The following is an 18,327-nucleotide window of genomic DNA, read 5'->3' on the forward strand; positions in this document are numbered from 1 at the left end:
GCGCGATGCCAACACCTCTACGCCATGGCCACCCCACGCCGACCCTGGACTGACGCCGAACGCGATCGCATCCGCGAACTTCACGCCGAGGGCCGCACGCTGCATTCCATCGCGAAAGAGCTGGGGCGCAGCAAGGAAGGCGTATCGCGGCACGCGAAGGCGATGGGCCTGTCGTGGGATCGCAGCCAGACCGCGAAGGCCGCCGAAGCCAACCATGTTGACAACAAAGCCCGCCGAGCCACCATCGAAACCACGCTGCTCGAGAAGGTCGTCGGGCTGCTCACCGAGATCGACGGACCCGAAGAGGTGTACGGGTTCGGAGGCGCCGACTATGTGTTCAACTCACGGCAACTCGACCACATGACCCCGCGGTCGAAGAAAGACCTGATGCAGGCCGTCTCCTCGGCCCTCGTCGCGGCGAACAGGCTGCACGAACTCAACTCCGAAGGCCGCGACCTGCCCGCCGTCGACGCCTGGCTCAACCACATTCTCGGCGACCAACCATGATCATCAACCCACTCGTCGGCAAAGGCCTCGCCGCTGCCCGCATGCCCAAGGCGCGCCTCAACGTCTACGAGGGTTCCGTCCGATCCAGCAAGACGATCGGTTCGCTGATCGAGTGGATCGGGTTCATTCGGCAGGGCCCGGACGGCAACCTCCTGATGACCGGGCGCACCCAGCGCACCATCATCAACAACCTCGTCCTGCCGATGCAGGAGATGCTGGGCGCGCACCGCGTCAAGATCAACTACGGCCTCGGCACCGTCGACATCCTCGGCCGCACCATCCTGCTCATCGGCGCCGACAACGAGGCCGCCCGCACCAAGATCCAGGGCCTCACCCTCGCCGGCGCCTACGTCGACGAAGCCAGCACGCTTCCCGAGAGCTACTGGAACATGCTCGTATCCCGCCTGAGCGTCGTCGGGGCGCGACTGTGGGCCACCTGCAACCCCGAAGGCCCCCGGCACTGGTTCAAGCTCAAATGGCTCGACAAGGCCGCCTACTGGATCACCCACGACGGCAGCATCATCGACCGTCGGGACGACCTCACACTCCCCGAGGGCGACGACCGCCGACCCATCGAGCTGCACCGCGTCAGCTTCATCCTCGACGACAATCCGAACCTCGACGCCGACTACGTTGCCAGCGTCAAGAGCATGTACACCGGCCTCTGGTTCCGGCGCATGATCAAAGGCGAATGGGCGTTGGCCGACGGCGCCGTCTACGACATGTTCGATCCCGCACGCCACGTGGTCGACGAGGTGCCGACCATCGAACGGCTCGTCGCACTCGGCGTCGACCACGGCGTTCAGAACCCCACCCGCGGGGAGCTGATCGGCGTCGGCGTTGATGGTGTGCTGTACGTGGTGGCCGAGTGGAATCCGCCGAAGATGACCGACGGCGAACGCTCGCAACATCTGCGTGCCTGGTTCGACGAGAAGGGTTGGCCGGACCGGCTGTTCGTCGACCCGTCGGCGAAGGGCTTCCGTAACCAGCTTCGCGTGGACGGCTTCACCTCGGTGTTCGCCGCCAACAATCGCGTCGTTCCCGGGATCACGCTCGTGTCGTCGCTGTTCAAGGCCGACCGCCTGAAGATCCACCGCTCGTGCACCGCGCTGATCGATGAGCTCCCCGGCTACGTGTGGGACACGAAGAAGGCGGAAGAGAAGGGTGAGGACGCGGTCATCAAGCTCGACGACCACAGCGCTGACGCCCTGCGCTACGGGGTAGTGACATCCCAAAACCTCTGGCGCTCTTACGTTTCCATACCGACCGTGACCGTTGACGAACCCGAGGAGGCCGCCGCGTGACTAAGCGTCGTGATCGCAACCGCAAGGCTCGAAAGAATCCGGCGTTGTTGGCCTACGTCGATGAGGTGAATGATCTTCCTTCGACGGAACTGGTGGGTTTGAACCACCACCGCGCCGATCCTGGAATCATCGAAAAGCTCATTCGGAAGCCGGCGTGATCGATCTCCCCGCCAACGGCACCGCCTGGCCGCCCGCACCGCACGACAAGGTGCTCTCCGCTTGCGCCGAACGGCAGGTGTGGTGGGAAGGCGACCCCGAGAAGCTGGCCACATTCTACGGCAGCCAGGGCGCCCAACGCGCCGACATGGTCAACGCCAACCGCCTCAAGCGAGCGTGGCGCGCGTTCTGGTCACAACCCGAACCAGGGATGAGCAACCCGAAGCGTCTGCACGTGCCGGTCGCCGCCGACCTTGGCCGCGTCGCCGCGCAATCGTTGTTCGCCGAACCGATTGTCGTCACCGACCCGGACGGCAACGACAGCCTGCAAGCGATCATCGACGACCTCGTCAACATCGACGACGCCCACTCGCGACGGCTCGCCGCCGCCGAGTCCGCATCCATGCTGTCCGGGGTGTACGGACGGGTTGTGTGGGATCGCAGCATCGGCGACAACCCGTGGATCGATTGGGTGGATGCTGACCGCGCCATCCCCACCTTCCGCTGGGGGCACCTCGTCGCGGTCACGTTCTGGTCCGAACTCGACTCCGGCGACGCCAACGTCGTGTTGCGCTGGTTGCAGCACTACACGCCGGGACGCATCGACCACGTCCTGTACCAGGGCACCGCCGACAACCTCGGCCGCGCGATCCCGCTCACCGAGCACGCCGCCACCGCGGGCATCGAGGTCACACTCGACGGCACCGGCATCGCGACCGGCACCGACCGCATCTGCGCCGGCTACGCCCCGAACCTGCGCCCAAACCCGGAGTGGCGCAACGAGCCCGCGCTCGCACCACTGGGGCGCGCCGACCTCACCCGCGACGTCATTCACCTGCTCGACCGGATCGATGCCACCTGGTCGTCGTGGATGAACGATCTCGACCTCGGCCGCGGCCGCGTGTTCGTCTCCGACGAGCTGTTGCAGGCCCGGAAAGGTCACACCCCAGGCTTCGACCTGGATCGGTCGGTGTACTCGCCGATCGGTACCGGTATGGCAGCCACCGGCGAAGCGATGACGTACCTACAGGCCGAACAGTTCTCGATCCGCGTCGCCGAACACCAGGCCACCTTCGAGAACCTGCTGCGCCGCGTGCTGTCTCGGGTCGGCTACTCCCCCATCACCTTCGGCCTGTCCGACGAGACCGCGGTCACGGCCACCGAGGTCGATGCCAAGGAGCGCGACACCAACTCGACACGGGCCGCCCGCATCCGCCTGTGGTCGCCGATGATGGTGTCGCTCAACACGACTCTGATGCAGGTCGCCGCGCACCTCAACGGCACTCCGGCTCCGGCTGAGGATCTGGAGGTGTCGTGGCCGTCGATGCGTCAGCAGTCCGACAACCAGCGGGCGACGACGGTGCAGATGTGGGAGGCGGCGAAGGCTGCATCGACCGAGACGAAGGTCCGGCACCTGCACCCCGAGTGGGATGACGAGCGCGTCGCCGAAGAGGTCGAGCTGATCGATGAGGCGAACACCATCTCGGTGGCCACACTCCCCGAGGAAGCCGACTTCGCCGGTGGTCAGCAGCCCGACGCGCCCGATCCGCAGGCTGTCGATGAGCAGGGAACTCCGCAGCAGCCGCCGGCCAACGCCGATAAGCTGGGCTGATGCCGCTACAGCCAGGACCGCTCACCGAGCCCCTGGTACGCCAGATCCTCGACCTATACGCGCAAGCCGAAAACGCACTCCTCACCACGATCGCCAACCGGCTCGCCGAAGGCCTCGACCGACCCGACTGGGCCGATCGCCAACTCCTCGCCATGCAGCGCTTCCGCGAAGAGGCCGAGGTGGTGCTCGGCAAACTCCAGGCCGGTATCCCGCTCACCGCGAACGAGACGGCCCGCATGGCGGTCAACCGCGGCGCAGCTGTCGCGCAAGCCGAGATCGGCGCAGCAGGTAAGGCCATCGCGCCCGCCGTCCTGTCGACAGGCAGCGTCGGGGGCGCGGTCGACACTTTCGCGCTCGCCGCCGCGGCCGCCGACCTGACACACACCCTCGATGCCACCAGGCCGCAGATCTACCGCAGCGTCAACGACATCTACCGGCAGGTGGTGGCGCGGGCGTCCGCCCCGGCCATGCTCGGCGCGCAGACGCAGCGTGAGGCGGCAGCGCAGGCGCTCAACGAGTTCGCGGCCCGCGGCATCACCGGGTTCGTCGACAGCCGTGGTCGCCAATGGGAGCTGCAATCCTACGTCGACATGGCGTCCCGCTCGTCGCTGATGAACGCGTCGATCGAAGGCCACAACGCGAAGCTCGTGTCGGCCGGGTTCGATCTGGTGATCGTGTCGGACGTGCCGCAGGAATGCGAACGATGCCGACCGTGGGAGGGCAAGGTCCTGGCCTTGAAACCGGACGGTCAGCACCGCAGCCTTGCTGAGGCGCGCTCGGCCGGCCTGTACCACCCGGGCTGCCGACACAGCCACGCGCTCTACGTGCCAGGCCGTACCCGCTCGTTCGGTGAGACGGCCGATCCGCAGGGTGCGAAGGACCGCGAGAAGCTGCGCTACCTCGAACGGCAGGTGCGAGCTTCGAAGCGTCAGCAGGCCGCCGCGCTGGACGACGAGGCCCGCAAGGTAGCGAAGGCGCGAGTCCGCGCATACCAGGCCAAGATTCGCGAACACGTCGACACAACGTCGGCAAAACGAGTCCCATGGCGCGAGCGGATTCATGGTTAATCTCGGGTATCATTGGGGCACAACATAAAACGGCCACCAGGTGCGGGAACACCTGATGGCCTTCCGACTACCTAGATAGAGGTAACCGGCATGAATGATCGTACCTGCTGCATCTGTGGAGCGAGCCTTAACGGCAAGCGTCGCGACGCCACAACTTGTTCGAAGCGGTGTAACAAGATCCGCTGGGATCGGAATAATCTTGAACGCAAGCGTGAGCACAATCGAGAGTTTAAATCTCGCCACAGGGAACGATTGAGCGAGCAGCGCAAGGCGGACCGCAAGGCGGACCCTGAGATCTGGCACGAGCGGGACCGTCGAAAGCGCGAGAGTGAAGCCAACAAAGCCTGGTGGCAGAGCTACGAGCGCGACAAGGCGGTGAAGGCGAAGCGGGACGCGGAGTATCGCCGCGAGAATCGCGAGCGAATTAGTGCGGCCTGGCGGGAATGGGCGAAGCGAAATCGACATCGAACCTCCGCCTACAACCAGAAGCGACAGGCTGCGAAAGCTGCCGCAGAAGGGTTTGCGACGCCATCTCAAGTCCGAGCGCGAATTGAGTATTACGGCGGCAAGTGCTGGATTTGCGGCTCCCCTTGGGAGCACATAGACCACGTGAAGCCGTTGGCGCGAGGGGGCTGCAACTGGCCAAGTAACCTTCGCCCGGCATGTCGATCGTGCAACTCGGCGAAGCGGCATACGTGGCCGTATACCCCAGCGGCCTGACCCCACCACACCTCCCGACCTCGTGTCGGGTCACCCCGCACCGATCCTGGTGTCGGGGATATCGGCGTGCGCGCGATGCGCCCGCCCGGATCGAAGGATGCCGCGATGGCAGACGAGAACACCACCACCGACAACGCCGACGCCACCACGTCGACCGACTCGACCAGCACCAGCGAGCAGCAGACGACGACCGAGCAGACGTCCGCGAAGGACACCAGCACCGAGGTCGACGACGACAAGCTCGGCGAAGGCGGCAAGAAGGCCCTCGACGCCGAGCGCGCAGCCCGCAAGGATGCCGAAAAGCGTTTGGCCGCATACGAAGCCGAGCAGAAGAAACGCGAACGCGCCAAGCTCGACGACACCGCCAAGGCCCAAGCCGAACGCGACGACGCACTCAAGGCTGTGGATGCTGCCAACCGTCGCGCCGCACTCGCCGAAGCCGCTGTCGCTCACGGCCTCACCAAGGACGATCTCGAACTCCTCGAGGACACCCCCGTCGACAAGATCGACGCCAAGGCCAAGAAGCTCGCCGCACTCCGCAAGGCCAGCGCCAAGACCGGCAGCTCCGGCGGCGAAGCCACCGGAGCACGTGGGGCGAAGAAGCCCACCACCCTGCAAGGCGCAATCAGCGCCGCCTACCAGTAACCACCCCGACCTCCTCGCAGCAGAGCGAGGGAACCGAAAGGAGAGGACGCCATGGCGCCCGTCACCCTCGCAGAAGCGAAGAACAACACCCAGACCGACTACGACCCCGCAGTCATCGACGAGTTCCGCAAGGTCTCGGCGCTGCTTGACGGCCTCATCTTCGACGACGCCGTCAACCCGGCAGGCGGCGGAGCCACCCTGACCTACGGCTACCGGCGGCTCGTCGACCAGGCCAACGCGGCGTTCCGCGCGTACAACACCGAATACACCGACCAGGCCGTGACCACCGTGCAGAAGACGGTAACCCTGGCGCCTCTCGGTGGATCGTTCGCAATCGATCGCATCATTGCCAAGCTCGGGCCCGCCGCCTCCGGCCAGATCGCCCTGCACATCCAGCAGATCGCCAAGGCCACCAAGGCCAAGTTCCAGGACGCCGTCATCAACGGCGACACCGCCACCGACGCAAACGGATTCGACGGCCTGTCGAAGGCGCTGACCGGATCGGCCACCGAGATCACCTCGACCGCCGACTGGTCGGACTTCGACACCGACAGCCGCGCCGCATTCAAGGTTCTCGATGTGCTCGACGATTTCCTCGGCAGCCTCGACGCCACGCCCACGTTCCTCGTCGCCAACAAGCAGGCGTTGGCGAAGATCCGCGCCGCCGCTCGCCGTGCCTCGATGTACGTCAAGGACCCGATCGACGGGCTGATCGGCGCCAACGGACGGCCGATCGAACGCGAAACCTACGGCGGCATCACCCTCATCGACGCCGGCGAGAAGGCAGGCAGTTCCAGCCCGGTCATCCCCGTCACGGCGAAGAAGACCGACATCTACGCCATCCGGGTCGGCCTCGACGGTTTCCACGCCGTCACCACTGTCGGTTCGCAGGTCGTCCAGACCTGGCTGCCTGACTTCTCCACCTCGGGCGCGGTGAAGCGCGGCGAGGTGGAGCTCGGTCCGGTGGGTGTCGCACTCAAGGCCACCAAGGCCGCCGCGGTGCTGCGCGGTGTGACCCTCACCGCGTGATGGCCACCGTCAAAGCCCCCGTGGAGGGGTACTCGGGCGAATCGGTGTGCGGTGTCGTCTTCACCAACGGTGTTGCCACCACCGACGACCCGGCCGCCCTGCGCTATTTCGAGTCGGCAGGCTACGAGGTCGAGGACAAGCCCAAGCGGCGCACCTCGACCAAATCGGCCTCCTGATAACCCCGGTGGCCGGAGTTGACTTCCACACAGCTCCGGCCATCGGCCACCACCTGGAGAGCGTGAATGCCCGTCTACGCCAACGCCACCGAACTCGCCGCGTTCATGGAATCCGAGGATGTGCTCGACACCGTCGGGCCCTTGCTGCGCAAGGCATCCCTGCTCGTCACCTCGGCCTGCCGACTCGATTGTTTCGACGTCACGCCGACCGGCATTCCCACCGACGATGATCTCGCCGAAGCCATGCGCGACGCCACCTGCGCCCAGGTGGAGCGCTGGCTCGCCGCAGGCGTCGACCCGTTCGCGGGTGGGGCGCAGACCGGTGTCGTCGCCTCCTCATCGGTCGACGGCGCGTCGGTCAGCTTCACCGCGCCCACCATCGCCGACAACACGGCTCTCGCCGACACGCTCTGCGATGACGCACGCCGCATCCTCCGTAACGCCGGACTCGCCTCCTCGGCGGTCTGGTGATGGCCAACCCGGCCATCACCGCGCTCGCCTTCTGGTGGCGCACACCGATCCTCGTCCGCCGTCTCGTCGGCTCCGGCCCCTACGGCGACACCTACGACAGTGATGACGGCGTCGAGGTTGTCGGCAAACCCCGCTGGGGCAACCGGCTGGTCCGCGACAAAGACGGCTCCCAGGTTGTGTCGTCGTCGGGCGCCGCATTCCCTGACGGCACCCCGCGCATCCCCCTCGGCTCACTCGTCCAACTCCCGGACTCGCAGTGGCGCACTGTGATCGCCGAAGCACCGCACCGATCCGGCACCGACGTCACCCCCGACTACTACACCATCGATCTCGACTGAGGAGGTGCCATGCCCGTCAGTATCACCCCCGGCGACCGCGACCCCCAGATCACCGAGACCGACGCCGAACGCGCCCTGCTCGCCGGCGCCGAGGTTCTCCTCGACGAATCCAACCGCAACGTACCCCTCGAGACCGGCACCCTCGAACGCTCCGGAAACACCGCCGCCTCCGGCTACGATGCCGCGGTCGGCTACAACACCCCCTACGCGGTACGCCAGCACGAAGAGGTCGGCTACACCCACAAGGGCAAGGGTGAAGCCAAGTTCCTCGAGAACGCCATGCACAACCACCGCGACGCCATCCTCGGCGCTATAAGTGACACCCTGCGGCAGGCGCTCGGCGGATGACCATCGCACCGCGTGCTGTTCTCGACGGCCTCGCTCAGCACATGGCCGACCTCGGGATAGCCGCCTACCAGCCGACCGGCATCTACACCGGCACACCCGCACTGCCCGCCATCTACTTCGGGCCCTTCCCCACCACCGGGCCCGACCGCGCGGTCACCCTCAACCACTACGGCTCCGACCCCGACATCTTCACCGTCGACACCACGCCCACCCTGTACGTGCAGATCCGTTGGCGTGGAACGAAAGACCCGCGCGTCGTCCACGACGACGCCTGGCGCGGATTCACTGCGCTGCACAACACTTCCGGCTCCTGGCCGGGAGGTATTGACGTCCGCGACATCTTCCGCCACATCGACGGACCGCTGGACGCCGACACCAATGGCCGGTTCATCAAGCCGGACTCTTACACCCTCGCCCTACAACCAGGAGACTGAAAATGGCTGTCCCCCTCAAGCAATCGTCCAACGCAGGACTCAAGTACCTCAACGCCGGTCAGTGGCGCTGGGAGATCGACTGCTCCGTCGCGCAGGACAGCTCCAACTGGCAGGAGCTGCGCGCGCTCACCGCCGGCACCCCGAACTTCGCGGGCAAGACCGAAGACGACACCGACTTCGGGTCCGACATCTGGGACTCGATGGCAGTCATGGGCAAGGGCTGGAAGATCGACTTCAAGGGCCTCGTCAAGGGCACCGGCGTCAAGCCCAACCGCGTCATCAACCCCGCGCTCGTCTGGCTGCTCAACACCATGGACAAGGCGGGCGACGACGCGATCATCCACATCCGCGGATGGCGCACCGACGAGGTCGACGTCGCCTTCGAGGGGTTCGCGACCGTCGAGATCAACCTCGACGACGGCAAGCCGAACGAAGGTCAGAAGTGGTCGGCGACCGTTACCGGTAAGGGTGCGCCCACCCGGATCACGAAGCCGACGGCCGCGGGCACGATCAGCGCGACGCTGACGCTCAACACCGCGACCACGGTGACGATCGGGCTGAACGGTAAGGCTCTGGCGGTCACGCCGACGACCACCGCGGCATCGCTGCAAACCGCAGTGCAGGCGATCTCCGGCATGTCGGCGGTCACCGTCACCGGCTCGACGGGCGGGCCGTACACGTTCGCCAACCTGCCGGCGTCGGCGAGCCTGGCCGTGCTGTCCAACGACGGCACCGCCACCTTCGCCTGACACACCCCATCTCGGCGAGAGCCCTGCGGTGGCCTGATTCCACCACCGCGGGGCTCTCGTCGTCCTACCGAACGGAATCATCACAGTGGAATACCCCGATCTCGACGACTTCTTCGACCCCTGCCTTCGCCTGCCGATCGGCGGCACCGTCTACGTCATCGAGCCACCCTCGGCGATGGACGTCATTCGTCTGCGCAGAAAGTTCGCCGACACCAACGACCGCGCAACAGCTCTCGAACGGCTCGACTGGCAGGCCAAGATGTTCGGCGCCGAGTGGGACGCCGAGAAGGAAGAGTACGTCGGCGCCGACGGCTCGGTGTGGGCCCAGATGCTCGCCGACGGCGTTGGCGGCGAAGAGATCCTGCGCGCCGCCAACACCGCCCTCCTACACTTCGGTGTGAGTCCCGATATGGCCCTCACCTACTGGGGTCCAGACGATTTGCTCGACAGCCTCGTCGGCGGTGAGGCGAAGGGAAAAGGCCCGGGCTCCAACCGGAAACAGCGGAGAGCGAAGCCGAAGAAGGCCACCTCATCCAAGGGCGCTACGGCCTCTACGACCCCCGCCCAGGCGCCCTAGGCTCCGACGATCCCGGCGGTGGCGACTACGACCCGACGCTGCCACCGGGCGAGACCATCCGCGACTGGTACAACGAGACCGCCCCCACGCCACCCACCGCGTCGGTCACGTGGGCGCACATCTGGTCCGCCTGGCGTGCGGTGGAGCTCGACTTCCACTCCCGCTTCACCGCTGACTTCGGTGACGGCATTCTCTCCCGGCGAACCTGGAAGTGGTTCGAGTCTCGGGTCTCAGACCTACTGTCTGACAACACATCTCGCACAGCACAAGCAGTGCGCCCCCTCGTAACAACGAACGGAGGTACGCGTGTCTGATCTCGACCTCGGGACCCTCACCGCGAAGCTGCGCCTTGAGGGGGCGCGCGAGTACAACCGTGACATCGACCGCGCGCGCAGCGCCTTCGCCGATCTCGCCGACCAGGCGCGCACCACCGACCGGCAGATCTCGCAGATCCAGTCACCGCGGTCGATGCAGGACATCCGCCGCGACAGCGGCCAGGCCCAAGGGTCGCTGAACGACCTCGGCACACAGGGCCGCCGCACCTCCGACCAACTCCGCGGTGTTGGCGATGGCATGGGGCAGGCTCGCCGCAGCATCAGTGACGACACCGACCGCGCCCGCCGGGACCTCCGGAACCTCGGTGATGAGGGGCGCCGCGCAGGCGAGGGAATCCGCGAAGGAGCCGAAGAGGGCGGTAATGCGTTCTCCGGCATGCTATCCGGGCTCAACGACCGCATTTCCGACCGCATGGGCGAGGGCGGCGAATCCGGTGGCGCCACGTTCATCGCCGGGTTCGGATCCAAAATCGCGGGCCTGGCATCGAAGGCAGGGCCGGTCGGCATGGCGCTCGCCGCGGTCGTCGGCCTCGGCGCCATCGCCGGGGCGAAGCTGGCCGACGCCGTCATGGACGGCATGAACATGCAGCAGGATCGCGCGATAATCCAGGCCCGGTTCGGCCTGTCCGACGCCCAGATGGTGCAAGTCGGGAAGGCTGCCGGCGCGGCGTTCGGCAACGGCTGGGGCGAGTCGGTCGAAGCCAACATGTCCGCGGCGGGCGCGGCCATGCAGAGCGGTCTCATCAAGGCGGGTGCCTCGGCCGCCGACATGGACCCGCTGCTCGAGAAGCTGAACATGGTCACCGACGTGATGGGCGAAGAGATCCCCGCCGTCACGCGCTCGGCTGGACAGCTGATGAAGACCGGCCTGGCTAGGGACGGTTCGGAGGCCCTTGACCTGATCTACAAGGGCCAGGTCAACAACCTCAATGTGTCCGAGGACTGGCTCGACACGATCGATGAGTACTCCACTCAGTTCCGCTCCCTCGGACTCACCGGACAAGAGGCATTCGGCCTACTCTCCCAAGGCGTCAAGGCGGGCGCGCGCGATACCGACGTCGTCGCCGACGCGCTGAAAGAGATGTCACTCCGCGTCGCCGACGGCACCGCGCAGGCCGACCAGAACTTCAATCTCCTTGGCATCTCGGCCGAGGAGATGCAGACGAAGATGGCGGCAGGTGGCGCTGAGGCCCGCGACGCCATCGGGCAGATCTTCACTGGGTTGCAGAAGATCCAGGACCCCACCGACCGGTACAACGCGGCGCTCGCCCTGTTCGGCACCAAAGCCGAGGATATGAAGGCCGCCGTCAACGGCATGGACCTGTCGAAGGCTGCAGCCGAGTTCCGCAACACTGGACTGTCGGCTGACGAGGCAGCGCAGAAGCTCGACACCCCGGCCGCCAAGTTGCAGGCCGCGCGGAACAAGATCACGGTCGCGGCCAACGACATCAAGCTCAAGCTCGCCGAGGCGTTCGCGCCGGAGGTCGGCAAGATGGCCGACTGGGTGTCGGCTCATCAGCAGGAGATCGTCCAGTTCTTCCAGATCTTGGGTGTTGCAGCGATGAAAGCCGGTGCGGGCGTAGCTTTCCTGATGTCAGCGTGGCTACATGGCGCGGAGTTCTGGCTGAAAGCCGCAGCCGGAATGGCCAATTCGATCGATCCGATCCTTATGGGATTCCAGGCGCTCGGTTCGGCGTTGAGTCACCTGCCCGGGCAGGCCGGTGACATGGGTCGCGCGCTCGAGAACAGTGCCCGATCGGCACGTGAAACGATGGCGCCGTCGCTCCAGCGGGCATCCGAGTCGGTGGGCACGCTCGCCGACGGTATGTACGGACTCGGCCAGTCGCTCAATCGCGGCGCGGACAGTCTCGCGAGTCTGGCCAGCCAGGCGGGCACCTCCACCCAAGGGATGCAGCATCTCGCGAATTCCATTGTCGGCGTGCCGGATGCGAAGTCGGTCATCATCTCCGACAACAGTCCCGCGGTGATCGATCAGCTGACCAAGCTCGGCCTGAAGGTCACCACATTGCCGAACGGGCAGTTGCGGGTGGACGCCGAGACGCAGCAGGCAGAAGTGGCGCTCCAGGCGCTCACCAAGACACGCTCGGTCGAGGTTGTCGCCCAACTCAATGCCTCGCAACTGAATTCGGGCTACGGGATCAACGGTCTGTTTCCCAAGCGCGCAGCCGGTGGTCAGGTGTTCGGTCCGGGTGGGCCTCGTGATGATGCGTTCCTGGTGGCGCTGTCCAATCGCGAATGGGTGCAGCCGGTCGACGCGGTCGACTACTACGGCAACGCCTTCATGGCCGACGTCCAACAGCGCCGTTTCCCCCGCGTGCTCGCTCGTGGATTCGCTGACGGCGGCCAGGTCGGCGGCGACACCGGGTACGGCCTGCCGTCGGGCACGTCGATCAGCTACGGGTCCGGTGGCTTCCCTGACTGGGTGACCAAGCTCGGCGAGGAACACCACGTCAAGCCGTCGACCTACGCGGGGCATCAGGAGTCCGATCGCGCCGAGGCCGGCTACGCCCCCAACCCCGGGCATCTGAATCGCGGGATCGATTGGTCGGGCTCGGTCGACGAGATGCAGGCCTTCGCTGAATATCTCGTCGGGATCGCGCCGTCGACGCCGACGCTCGAGCAGGTCATCTGGATGAACCCGAACACGGGCCAGAAGATCGGCTGGCACGGCCGCAGCCCTGATACCGACGGCTCCTACTTCGCCTCCGATTACGGCGGCCACACCGACCACGTGCACATGCGCGCGAGCGGACCCGTCGGCGTCGCCGCGGCGGCGAACGGGCAGCAGCCGCAAGGCATCCAGGACATCACGCTGACCGCGCAGTCCTCGCGTGAGGATGTGGCCCGCAAGATTATCGCTGAGGGCCGCAAGCGCGGATACACCGACGCCGAGATCGCCGACATCCTCTCCGATGCCATCCAAGAATCCAACCTCGACCCCGAGGCGCAGAACGGCAACTGGAAGGGCATCTTCCAACAGGACTCGAGCTACCCCGGGCGCGACGATCCGAACACCCAGATCACCGGGTTCTACGACCGCCTCGACGAGAAGAAGAAGACTCCCGGCTGGTCGCAGTCGATGGACGAGAACATCTTCTGGGTCCAGCAGCGCCCCGGGGAGTCGAGTGCGCAGACCGCCGTCGCGAATGGTCGCGGCGCCTACATGGACGAGATGAACGCCCACCAGGACGAGGCCACCAAGATGGTCGCCGACCTCGGCCCGTCGGTCGGCACCCTCGACACCACTGGCGCCGGCGCTACACCGTCGGGCGCGACACAGAACGTGTACGTCACCGGTGGCCGCCTCGACTCCGTCGGCACCACATCCACCCCGACGACCACGCCGACCACTCCGACAACCACGCCGGCCAAAGATGATCCGTCGAAGCTCAAGCCGTCCGGGCCGCTGCCGTTTGTGGCTTACGCCGAGGGCGGATGGAACGGGCCCGACGCCGCGCAGATGCTCAACAACGCCAACGCGTGGATCACCCTCGCCGGTGAAGCGGGCCGCGAGGCGTTCATCCCGATGGACGGCTCCGACCGGTCGAAGGGTCTGTGGTTGCAGGCCGGTCGCGAACTCGGCATGGTCCGCGCCTACGCGGGCGGCGGGTTCGGCGGCTATGCCGAGGACACCTCGGACTGGATGGCCCCGAAGTCGTGGATGGACTACGCCTACCTCGCCGCCGGCGCCGGTTTCACCGCAGCATCGGTCATTGGCCCCTACGCGCAGATGGCGGCTGCCGGTCAGGTCACCCTCGGCGATCTCGCGCCGCAGCCATCGACGTCGAGCAACGACATCCCCGGCCTGGGTGAGGCACTGTCCAAGGCCGTCGAGCCACTGTCCCAGCAACTCGAGGAGCTACGAAAAGACGTGCGTGACGGCAAGACTGTGCACATCGTCGTGCAAGACGTGAAGGGCCTCCTTGAGAAGACCGGCATCCATTTGGCGGCGATGTGATGGGCTCGCCGATCTCGGCTACCCTCACCGACTTCTGGGGCGAGGACTGGGAGCTGGGCTACTGGACACCCGGACCTCGCCAGCCCGGTGTGCGCCTCAAGTCGATCACCGGGCTGGCCGGTGCGCCGTGGGGATTCAACGAGGTGCAGGGCGAATCCACGCAGGGTGTGATCGTCCGCGGCCGCAAGGATGAGGCGGGACCGATCGAGGCCGAGGTGTACCTCGACTACCCCGGTGGTGGCGACCCGGCTGTGTCGTACCTGATGCAGTGGCGCCGCGCCCTTGGACGCGGTCTCGCGCGCACCGAGGACACCCCTCCGCTGCGCCTGACTATCAACAACACCGGGCGCTGGCAGGACATCCGGCTGATGGCGGCGAAGAACGAACCCGACTACCGCGCGATGGGTGCTGTCGGCCGCGCCCTCGACCAGCTCACGTTCCGCCAGGACATGTCGTGGTGGCGCACCGACCCCGCCGTCGCGACGTTCACCGCGGCACAGTTCGCGGGCGCGACCATCGGCAACGACGGCGACGTCGACACATGGGCCGCATTCAAACTCGTCGGCCCGATCACCAACCCCACGCTCGGACTCGCCGGGGAGACGCTGCCGCTGCCGACGCTCACCGCAGGCCAGTGGCTCGAGATCGACACCGACCCCGACTACTGGTCCATCGTCGACCAGTCCGGCGCCGACCGCTCGTGGATCGGCACGCGGTGGGCCAAGCGCGCCCCCGCGAACACTCCGGCGATCCCGGTCACCATCACCGGCACCGGCACCAGTGGCGCGACAAGCCTCACTGTGACTGTGCCGCAATACTATTGGGCGGCGCTCTAGATGGCTGATCCGGGATACCCACAGGCGATCACCGATCCGACGTGGGACTACTTCGAGCTGGGCAGGCGCAGCAGCGATGGCGCCATCGCGGTTAACGGCGACACCATCGACTGGAAGCCGGTCGGTACGGTCATCGAGGATCAGGTCGAGTACGCGTTCGGCGTCGACCCGGGCGCATTCTCGTTCAGGCTCCCTGAGAAGCACTGGGTCAACGACGAGATCACCGACATCCGCCGCACCGTCTGGCACTTCCGATGCGGCTACGACGGCCTCGAATACTCCGGCCGAATCCTCAAGCGCAACAAAGTCGGCCCGCTCGGCGTCGAAACCACCTACTCCGGAATGGACAACCGCTTCCACCTCAAGCGCGGGTCCGCATGGGTGAACAACCTATTCCCCGCCGAAGTCCAATTCAACATCACCGGCAAGCAAGACATCGTCTGGGGCCCAGTCGATCCGGTGTTCAAGAACTTCGTGGCCAAGGTGTTCACACGCCTCAATCGACCTGTGTACGTGCGCCTTCCATTGAAGTGGCCGGACTCGTGGAACATCTCGAACTACACCAACCTCGACGACATCAGTTCGGTCGACGACCTCCTCGACATCATCCTCGGCGCCTACGAAGACCTCATCGCGCTACCTGCTCGATTCACCTGGCTCGATGAGCTGTTCGCCCCGACGTGTGACCGCCTGGAGATGGGCGTGTCGGTCGACCTGTGGGACGGGCACAGCGCGCCACCCGAGGTGTTCTCGACGTCGACGCTCGGCAAGCTCCAATCGATCCTCGACCTCACCTCCGATCACTTCCTCGACCTCTCGCAGTTGGGGTCGGTGTCGTCGGGCCTGTGGCAGAACACCCCACCGCACGCCTGCTACCTCTTCGACACCACGACCAAGCGCGACAACCGGATCTGCCAGTTCCGCACCGACGCCCAGGCGGGCATCAAGTCGTACACGTTCAGCGAGACGCACGGTGATGCACCGCGGGCCATCGTCGGCGGCAAGGCGCCCGAGGTGCTGAACCAGGCCATCGAGATCGGCGCCAACCTCGCCATCTCCGCGATCATCTTCGCCATCTCCACCATCCCCGGCGCCGGCGGCCTCGCAGGGCTGAGCCTCACCGTCGGCGACCTCTTCGACGATGTGTTCTTCGCCTACCAGGTGGTCGTCGACCACGACCTTGAGGACGACCTCGGGATGGATGCGTTCGGTGAGATCTTCGCCGACAACACCGCCGCCTACTCGTTGGACGCCTATGCCACCGGCAAACGCACACTCCACGAGCACGGCGGCACGCAGACGATCGAGTTCGACGTCATGTCCGGTACTGACGGCCGCGGCATCCACTTCGGCCAGCCCGAAACCGGGAAGCGCGCCGCCCGCAAATACCAGCACGGCGACACCGTCACCCTCTGGGACAACGGCACCTCGGTCGAGCAGTACGTCTCGAAGGTGACGGTCGGTCGACGTCGCGACGGCGGGTTCTCCGAGACGGCGACGCTCGGGAAAAACAAGGCAGCGCAGGGCTTGTGGGAGCGGCTGATCACTGGTGTGCAGGACGGCGCGACGTCGATCCGCGGACTCGCGAACTCGATCTGAGAGGGACACATGACAGTCAGAACTCTCCCGGTGAATGCCGGGATCGTGACACAGGAGACCGGGTACAACTGCGGTCCGGCGACCACGCAGAATGCGATCTGGGCGAAGACGCAGCGGGTGGTGCCGGAGTCGCAGTTGGCCCGCGAGCTCGGCACCACCGTCAATGGCACCGACAGCATCGCCTACCTGGATCGGGTGCTCGGCAACCACCTGGGCATCGACCATCTGACCCAGTGGATCACCAACGATCCGCCGACCGCTGCGCAGGTGAACGACTTCTGGGGTCGTCTCGTGCGCTCGGTGAACGCGGGGTACGCGGTGGCGATGAACTGGATTGCGCCGCCGAACAACTACCCGCGCGGGGTGGGCGGATCACGCTCCCCGAGCTACGGCGGCGGCACGGTCTACCACTACACACTGGCTGCCGGGTACGACGACGCGCACCGGTGGGTGTTCGTGGCCGACAGCGGATTCCAGCCGAAGACGTACTGGATCACCGTCGAGCAGTGCATGTCGCTGATCGCCGGCAAGGGCTACACCTACCCGAATCTGCCGACAGGCCTGAAGGTCACCGACGTCACGGGGTTCACCTCGGCGTTTATGTCGGCCATCGGATCGGACGCCAAGGATGTGCTCGCCCAGATCGGCGGTCGCTGGCCACAACTCGGCGGCCGCACAGTCATCGAGGCCATCGGGGAGCTGATGAAGCGATGACGTTCTACCAGCGCATGGGCGCAGGCCTGTGGGACAAGAAGCTGACGAACTACCAGTTCATCGCCGTGCACTCCACCGAATCCGACCGCGCCATGCCCGCGATCAACTGGATGGAATCGCAACAGAACGGCTCGTATCACAACCTGGTGGACGTCAACGGCGACGAGTGGCAACTCGTCCCGTACGACCGGCAAGCCTGGGCGGCAATGTCGATGGGCAACGCGCGAGGACTGCACATCTGCGCCGCCGGGCGAGCGGCATGGCCGCGTAGTCGATGGCTGGGCAACAGTGCCCAGGTGTCCACGCTGGCGAAGCGGATCGCGTACTTCTCCCAGATGTACGGCATCCCGATCGTTCGGCTCTCTCCCGCTGATGTGCGGGCGGGCAAGCGAGGTATCTGCACGCACGCGGACATCTCGGCGGCATTCCACGAGTCGGACCACACCGACCCGGGACCGAACTACCCGATGGACGAATTGCTCCGTCAGGCAACCAATCAAGGAGGACTCAGCATGAGTGACGTCGACGCAATCAACAAGTTCACCGCCGACTTCAACGGGCCCATCGGCTCGGATGTGAAGGACGTGCGCCAGCAGCTCACCGGCGGCCGCGACAAGGGCCAGTACCCCGGATGGCCGCAACTGGGCAACCGCACCCTCGTGGACGCCCTCGCCGCCCTGTGCGCCAAGGCCGGCGTCGAGGGCTGCTATGACCCCGCAACCAAGAAGTGA

The 18,327-nt window shown here is 66.1% G+C and carries 20 protein-coding genes; all 20 read left to right on the forward strand.

Annotation, left to right across the window (positions count from 1 at the left end):
- Positions 1 to 24: 24 nt before the first annotated feature.
- The 20 genes from P3L18_RS02065 (at position 25) to P3L18_RS02160 (ending at position 18,327) form a co-directional block, all read left to right on the forward strand.
- Positions 25 to 507: a helix-turn-helix domain-containing protein gene (locus tag P3L18_RS02065; protein WP_276113084.1), complete on the forward strand. Its 483-nt coding sequence runs from the start codon at positions 25 to 27 to the stop codon at positions 505 to 507.
- A complete protein-coding gene (locus P3L18_RS02070; protein ID WP_276113085.1) occupies positions 504 to 1,811 on the forward strand; it encodes a phage terminase large subunit in 1,308 nt (435 codons plus the stop codon). Before P3L18_RS02065 ends, P3L18_RS02070 begins: the two co-directional genes overlap by 4 nt.
- Positions 1,808 to 1,969, forward strand: coding sequence for a hypothetical protein (locus tag P3L18_RS02075; RefSeq protein WP_276113086.1), 162 nt, complete (start codon positions 1,808 to 1,810; stop codon positions 1,967 to 1,969). Before P3L18_RS02070 ends, P3L18_RS02075 begins: the two co-directional genes overlap by 4 nt.
- On the forward strand, positions 1,966 to 3,579 hold the full coding sequence (locus P3L18_RS02080) for a phage portal protein (protein ID WP_276113087.1): 1,614 nt from the start codon (positions 1,966 to 1,968) through the stop codon (positions 3,577 to 3,579). Before P3L18_RS02075 ends, P3L18_RS02080 begins: the two co-directional genes overlap by 4 nt.
- The gene (locus tag P3L18_RS02085; RefSeq protein WP_276113088.1) at positions 3,579 to 4,646 is read left to right on the forward strand and encodes a phage minor capsid protein; all 1,068 of its coding nucleotides are present in this window, start codon (positions 3,579 to 3,581) and stop codon (positions 4,644 to 4,646) included. The genes P3L18_RS02080 and P3L18_RS02085 overlap by 1 nt, the downstream gene beginning before the upstream one ends.
- Positions 4,647 to 4,736: 90 nt before the next feature.
- Positions 4,737 to 5,366, forward strand: a complete 630-nt coding sequence (locus P3L18_RS02090) for an HNH endonuclease (RefSeq protein WP_276113089.1) — start codon at positions 4,737 to 4,739, stop codon at positions 5,364 to 5,366.
- Between the two features lie 105 nt (positions 5,367 to 5,471).
- Positions 5,472 to 6,011, forward strand: coding sequence for a hypothetical protein (locus tag P3L18_RS02095; RefSeq protein ID WP_276113091.1), 540 nt, complete (start codon positions 5,472 to 5,474; stop codon positions 6,009 to 6,011).
- Between the two features lie 51 nt (positions 6,012 to 6,062).
- Complete coding sequence (locus P3L18_RS02100; protein WP_276113092.1) at positions 6,063 to 7,040, forward strand: major capsid protein; 978 nt, start codon at positions 6,063 to 6,065, stop codon at positions 7,038 to 7,040.
- Positions 7,037 to 7,216: a hypothetical protein gene (locus tag P3L18_RS02105; protein ID WP_276113093.1), complete on the forward strand. Its 180-nt coding sequence runs from the start codon at positions 7,037 to 7,039 to the stop codon at positions 7,214 to 7,216. The genes P3L18_RS02100 and P3L18_RS02105 overlap by 4 nt, the downstream gene beginning before the upstream one ends.
- A gap of 66 nt (positions 7,217 to 7,282) precedes the next feature.
- Positions 7,283 to 7,687 (forward strand): hypothetical protein, encoded by a 405-nt coding sequence (locus P3L18_RS02110; RefSeq protein WP_276113094.1) that lies wholly within the window; start codon positions 7,283 to 7,285, stop codon positions 7,685 to 7,687.
- Complete coding sequence (locus P3L18_RS02115) at positions 7,687 to 8,025, forward strand: hypothetical protein (RefSeq protein ID WP_276113095.1); 339 nt, start codon at positions 7,687 to 7,689, stop codon at positions 8,023 to 8,025. The genes P3L18_RS02110 and P3L18_RS02115 overlap by 1 nt, the downstream gene beginning before the upstream one ends.
- Before the next feature lie 9 nt (positions 8,026 to 8,034).
- Entirely contained in the window at positions 8,035 to 8,373 is a 339-nt protein-coding gene (locus P3L18_RS02120) for a hypothetical protein (protein WP_276113096.1), read from the forward strand.
- Positions 8,370 to 8,807 (forward strand): minor capsid protein, encoded by a 438-nt coding sequence (locus P3L18_RS02125; RefSeq protein WP_276113097.1) that lies wholly within the window; start codon positions 8,370 to 8,372, stop codon positions 8,805 to 8,807. Before P3L18_RS02120 ends, P3L18_RS02125 begins: the two co-directional genes overlap by 4 nt.
- A 2-nt stretch (positions 8,808 to 8,809) precedes the next feature.
- Complete coding sequence (locus tag P3L18_RS02130) at positions 8,810 to 9,556, forward strand: hypothetical protein (protein ID WP_276113098.1); 747 nt, start codon at positions 8,810 to 8,812, stop codon at positions 9,554 to 9,556.
- 85 nt (positions 9,557 to 9,641) lie between these two features.
- Complete coding sequence (locus P3L18_RS02135) at positions 9,642 to 10,133, forward strand: hypothetical protein (RefSeq protein ID WP_276113099.1); 492 nt, start codon at positions 9,642 to 9,644, stop codon at positions 10,131 to 10,133.
- Positions 10,134 to 10,439: 306 nt separating this feature from the next.
- On the forward strand, positions 10,440 to 14,447 hold the full coding sequence (locus tag P3L18_RS02140; RefSeq protein ID WP_276113100.1) for a phage tail tape measure protein: 4,008 nt from the start codon (positions 10,440 to 10,442) through the stop codon (positions 14,445 to 14,447).
- Entirely contained in the window at positions 14,447 to 15,283 is an 837-nt protein-coding gene (locus tag P3L18_RS02145; RefSeq protein ID WP_276113101.1) for a hypothetical protein, read from the forward strand. Before P3L18_RS02140 ends, P3L18_RS02145 begins: the two co-directional genes overlap by 1 nt.
- Entirely contained in the window at positions 15,284 to 16,882 is a 1,599-nt protein-coding gene (locus P3L18_RS02150; protein ID WP_276113102.1) for a hypothetical protein, read from the forward strand.
- Between the two features lie 9 nt (positions 16,883 to 16,891).
- Entirely contained in the window at positions 16,892 to 17,596 is a 705-nt protein-coding gene (locus P3L18_RS02155; RefSeq protein ID WP_276113103.1) for a C39 family peptidase, read from the forward strand.
- Positions 17,593 to 18,327, forward strand: coding sequence for a peptidoglycan recognition family protein (locus P3L18_RS02160; protein ID WP_276113104.1), 735 nt, complete (start codon positions 17,593 to 17,595; stop codon positions 18,325 to 18,327). Before P3L18_RS02155 ends, P3L18_RS02160 begins: the two co-directional genes overlap by 4 nt.

Origin of the sequence: Gordonia sp. N1V, from assembly GCF_029269935.1 — a bacterium.
Taxonomy (GTDB): Bacteria; Actinomycetota; Actinomycetes; order Mycobacteriales; family Mycobacteriaceae; genus Gordonia; species Gordonia polyisoprenivorans.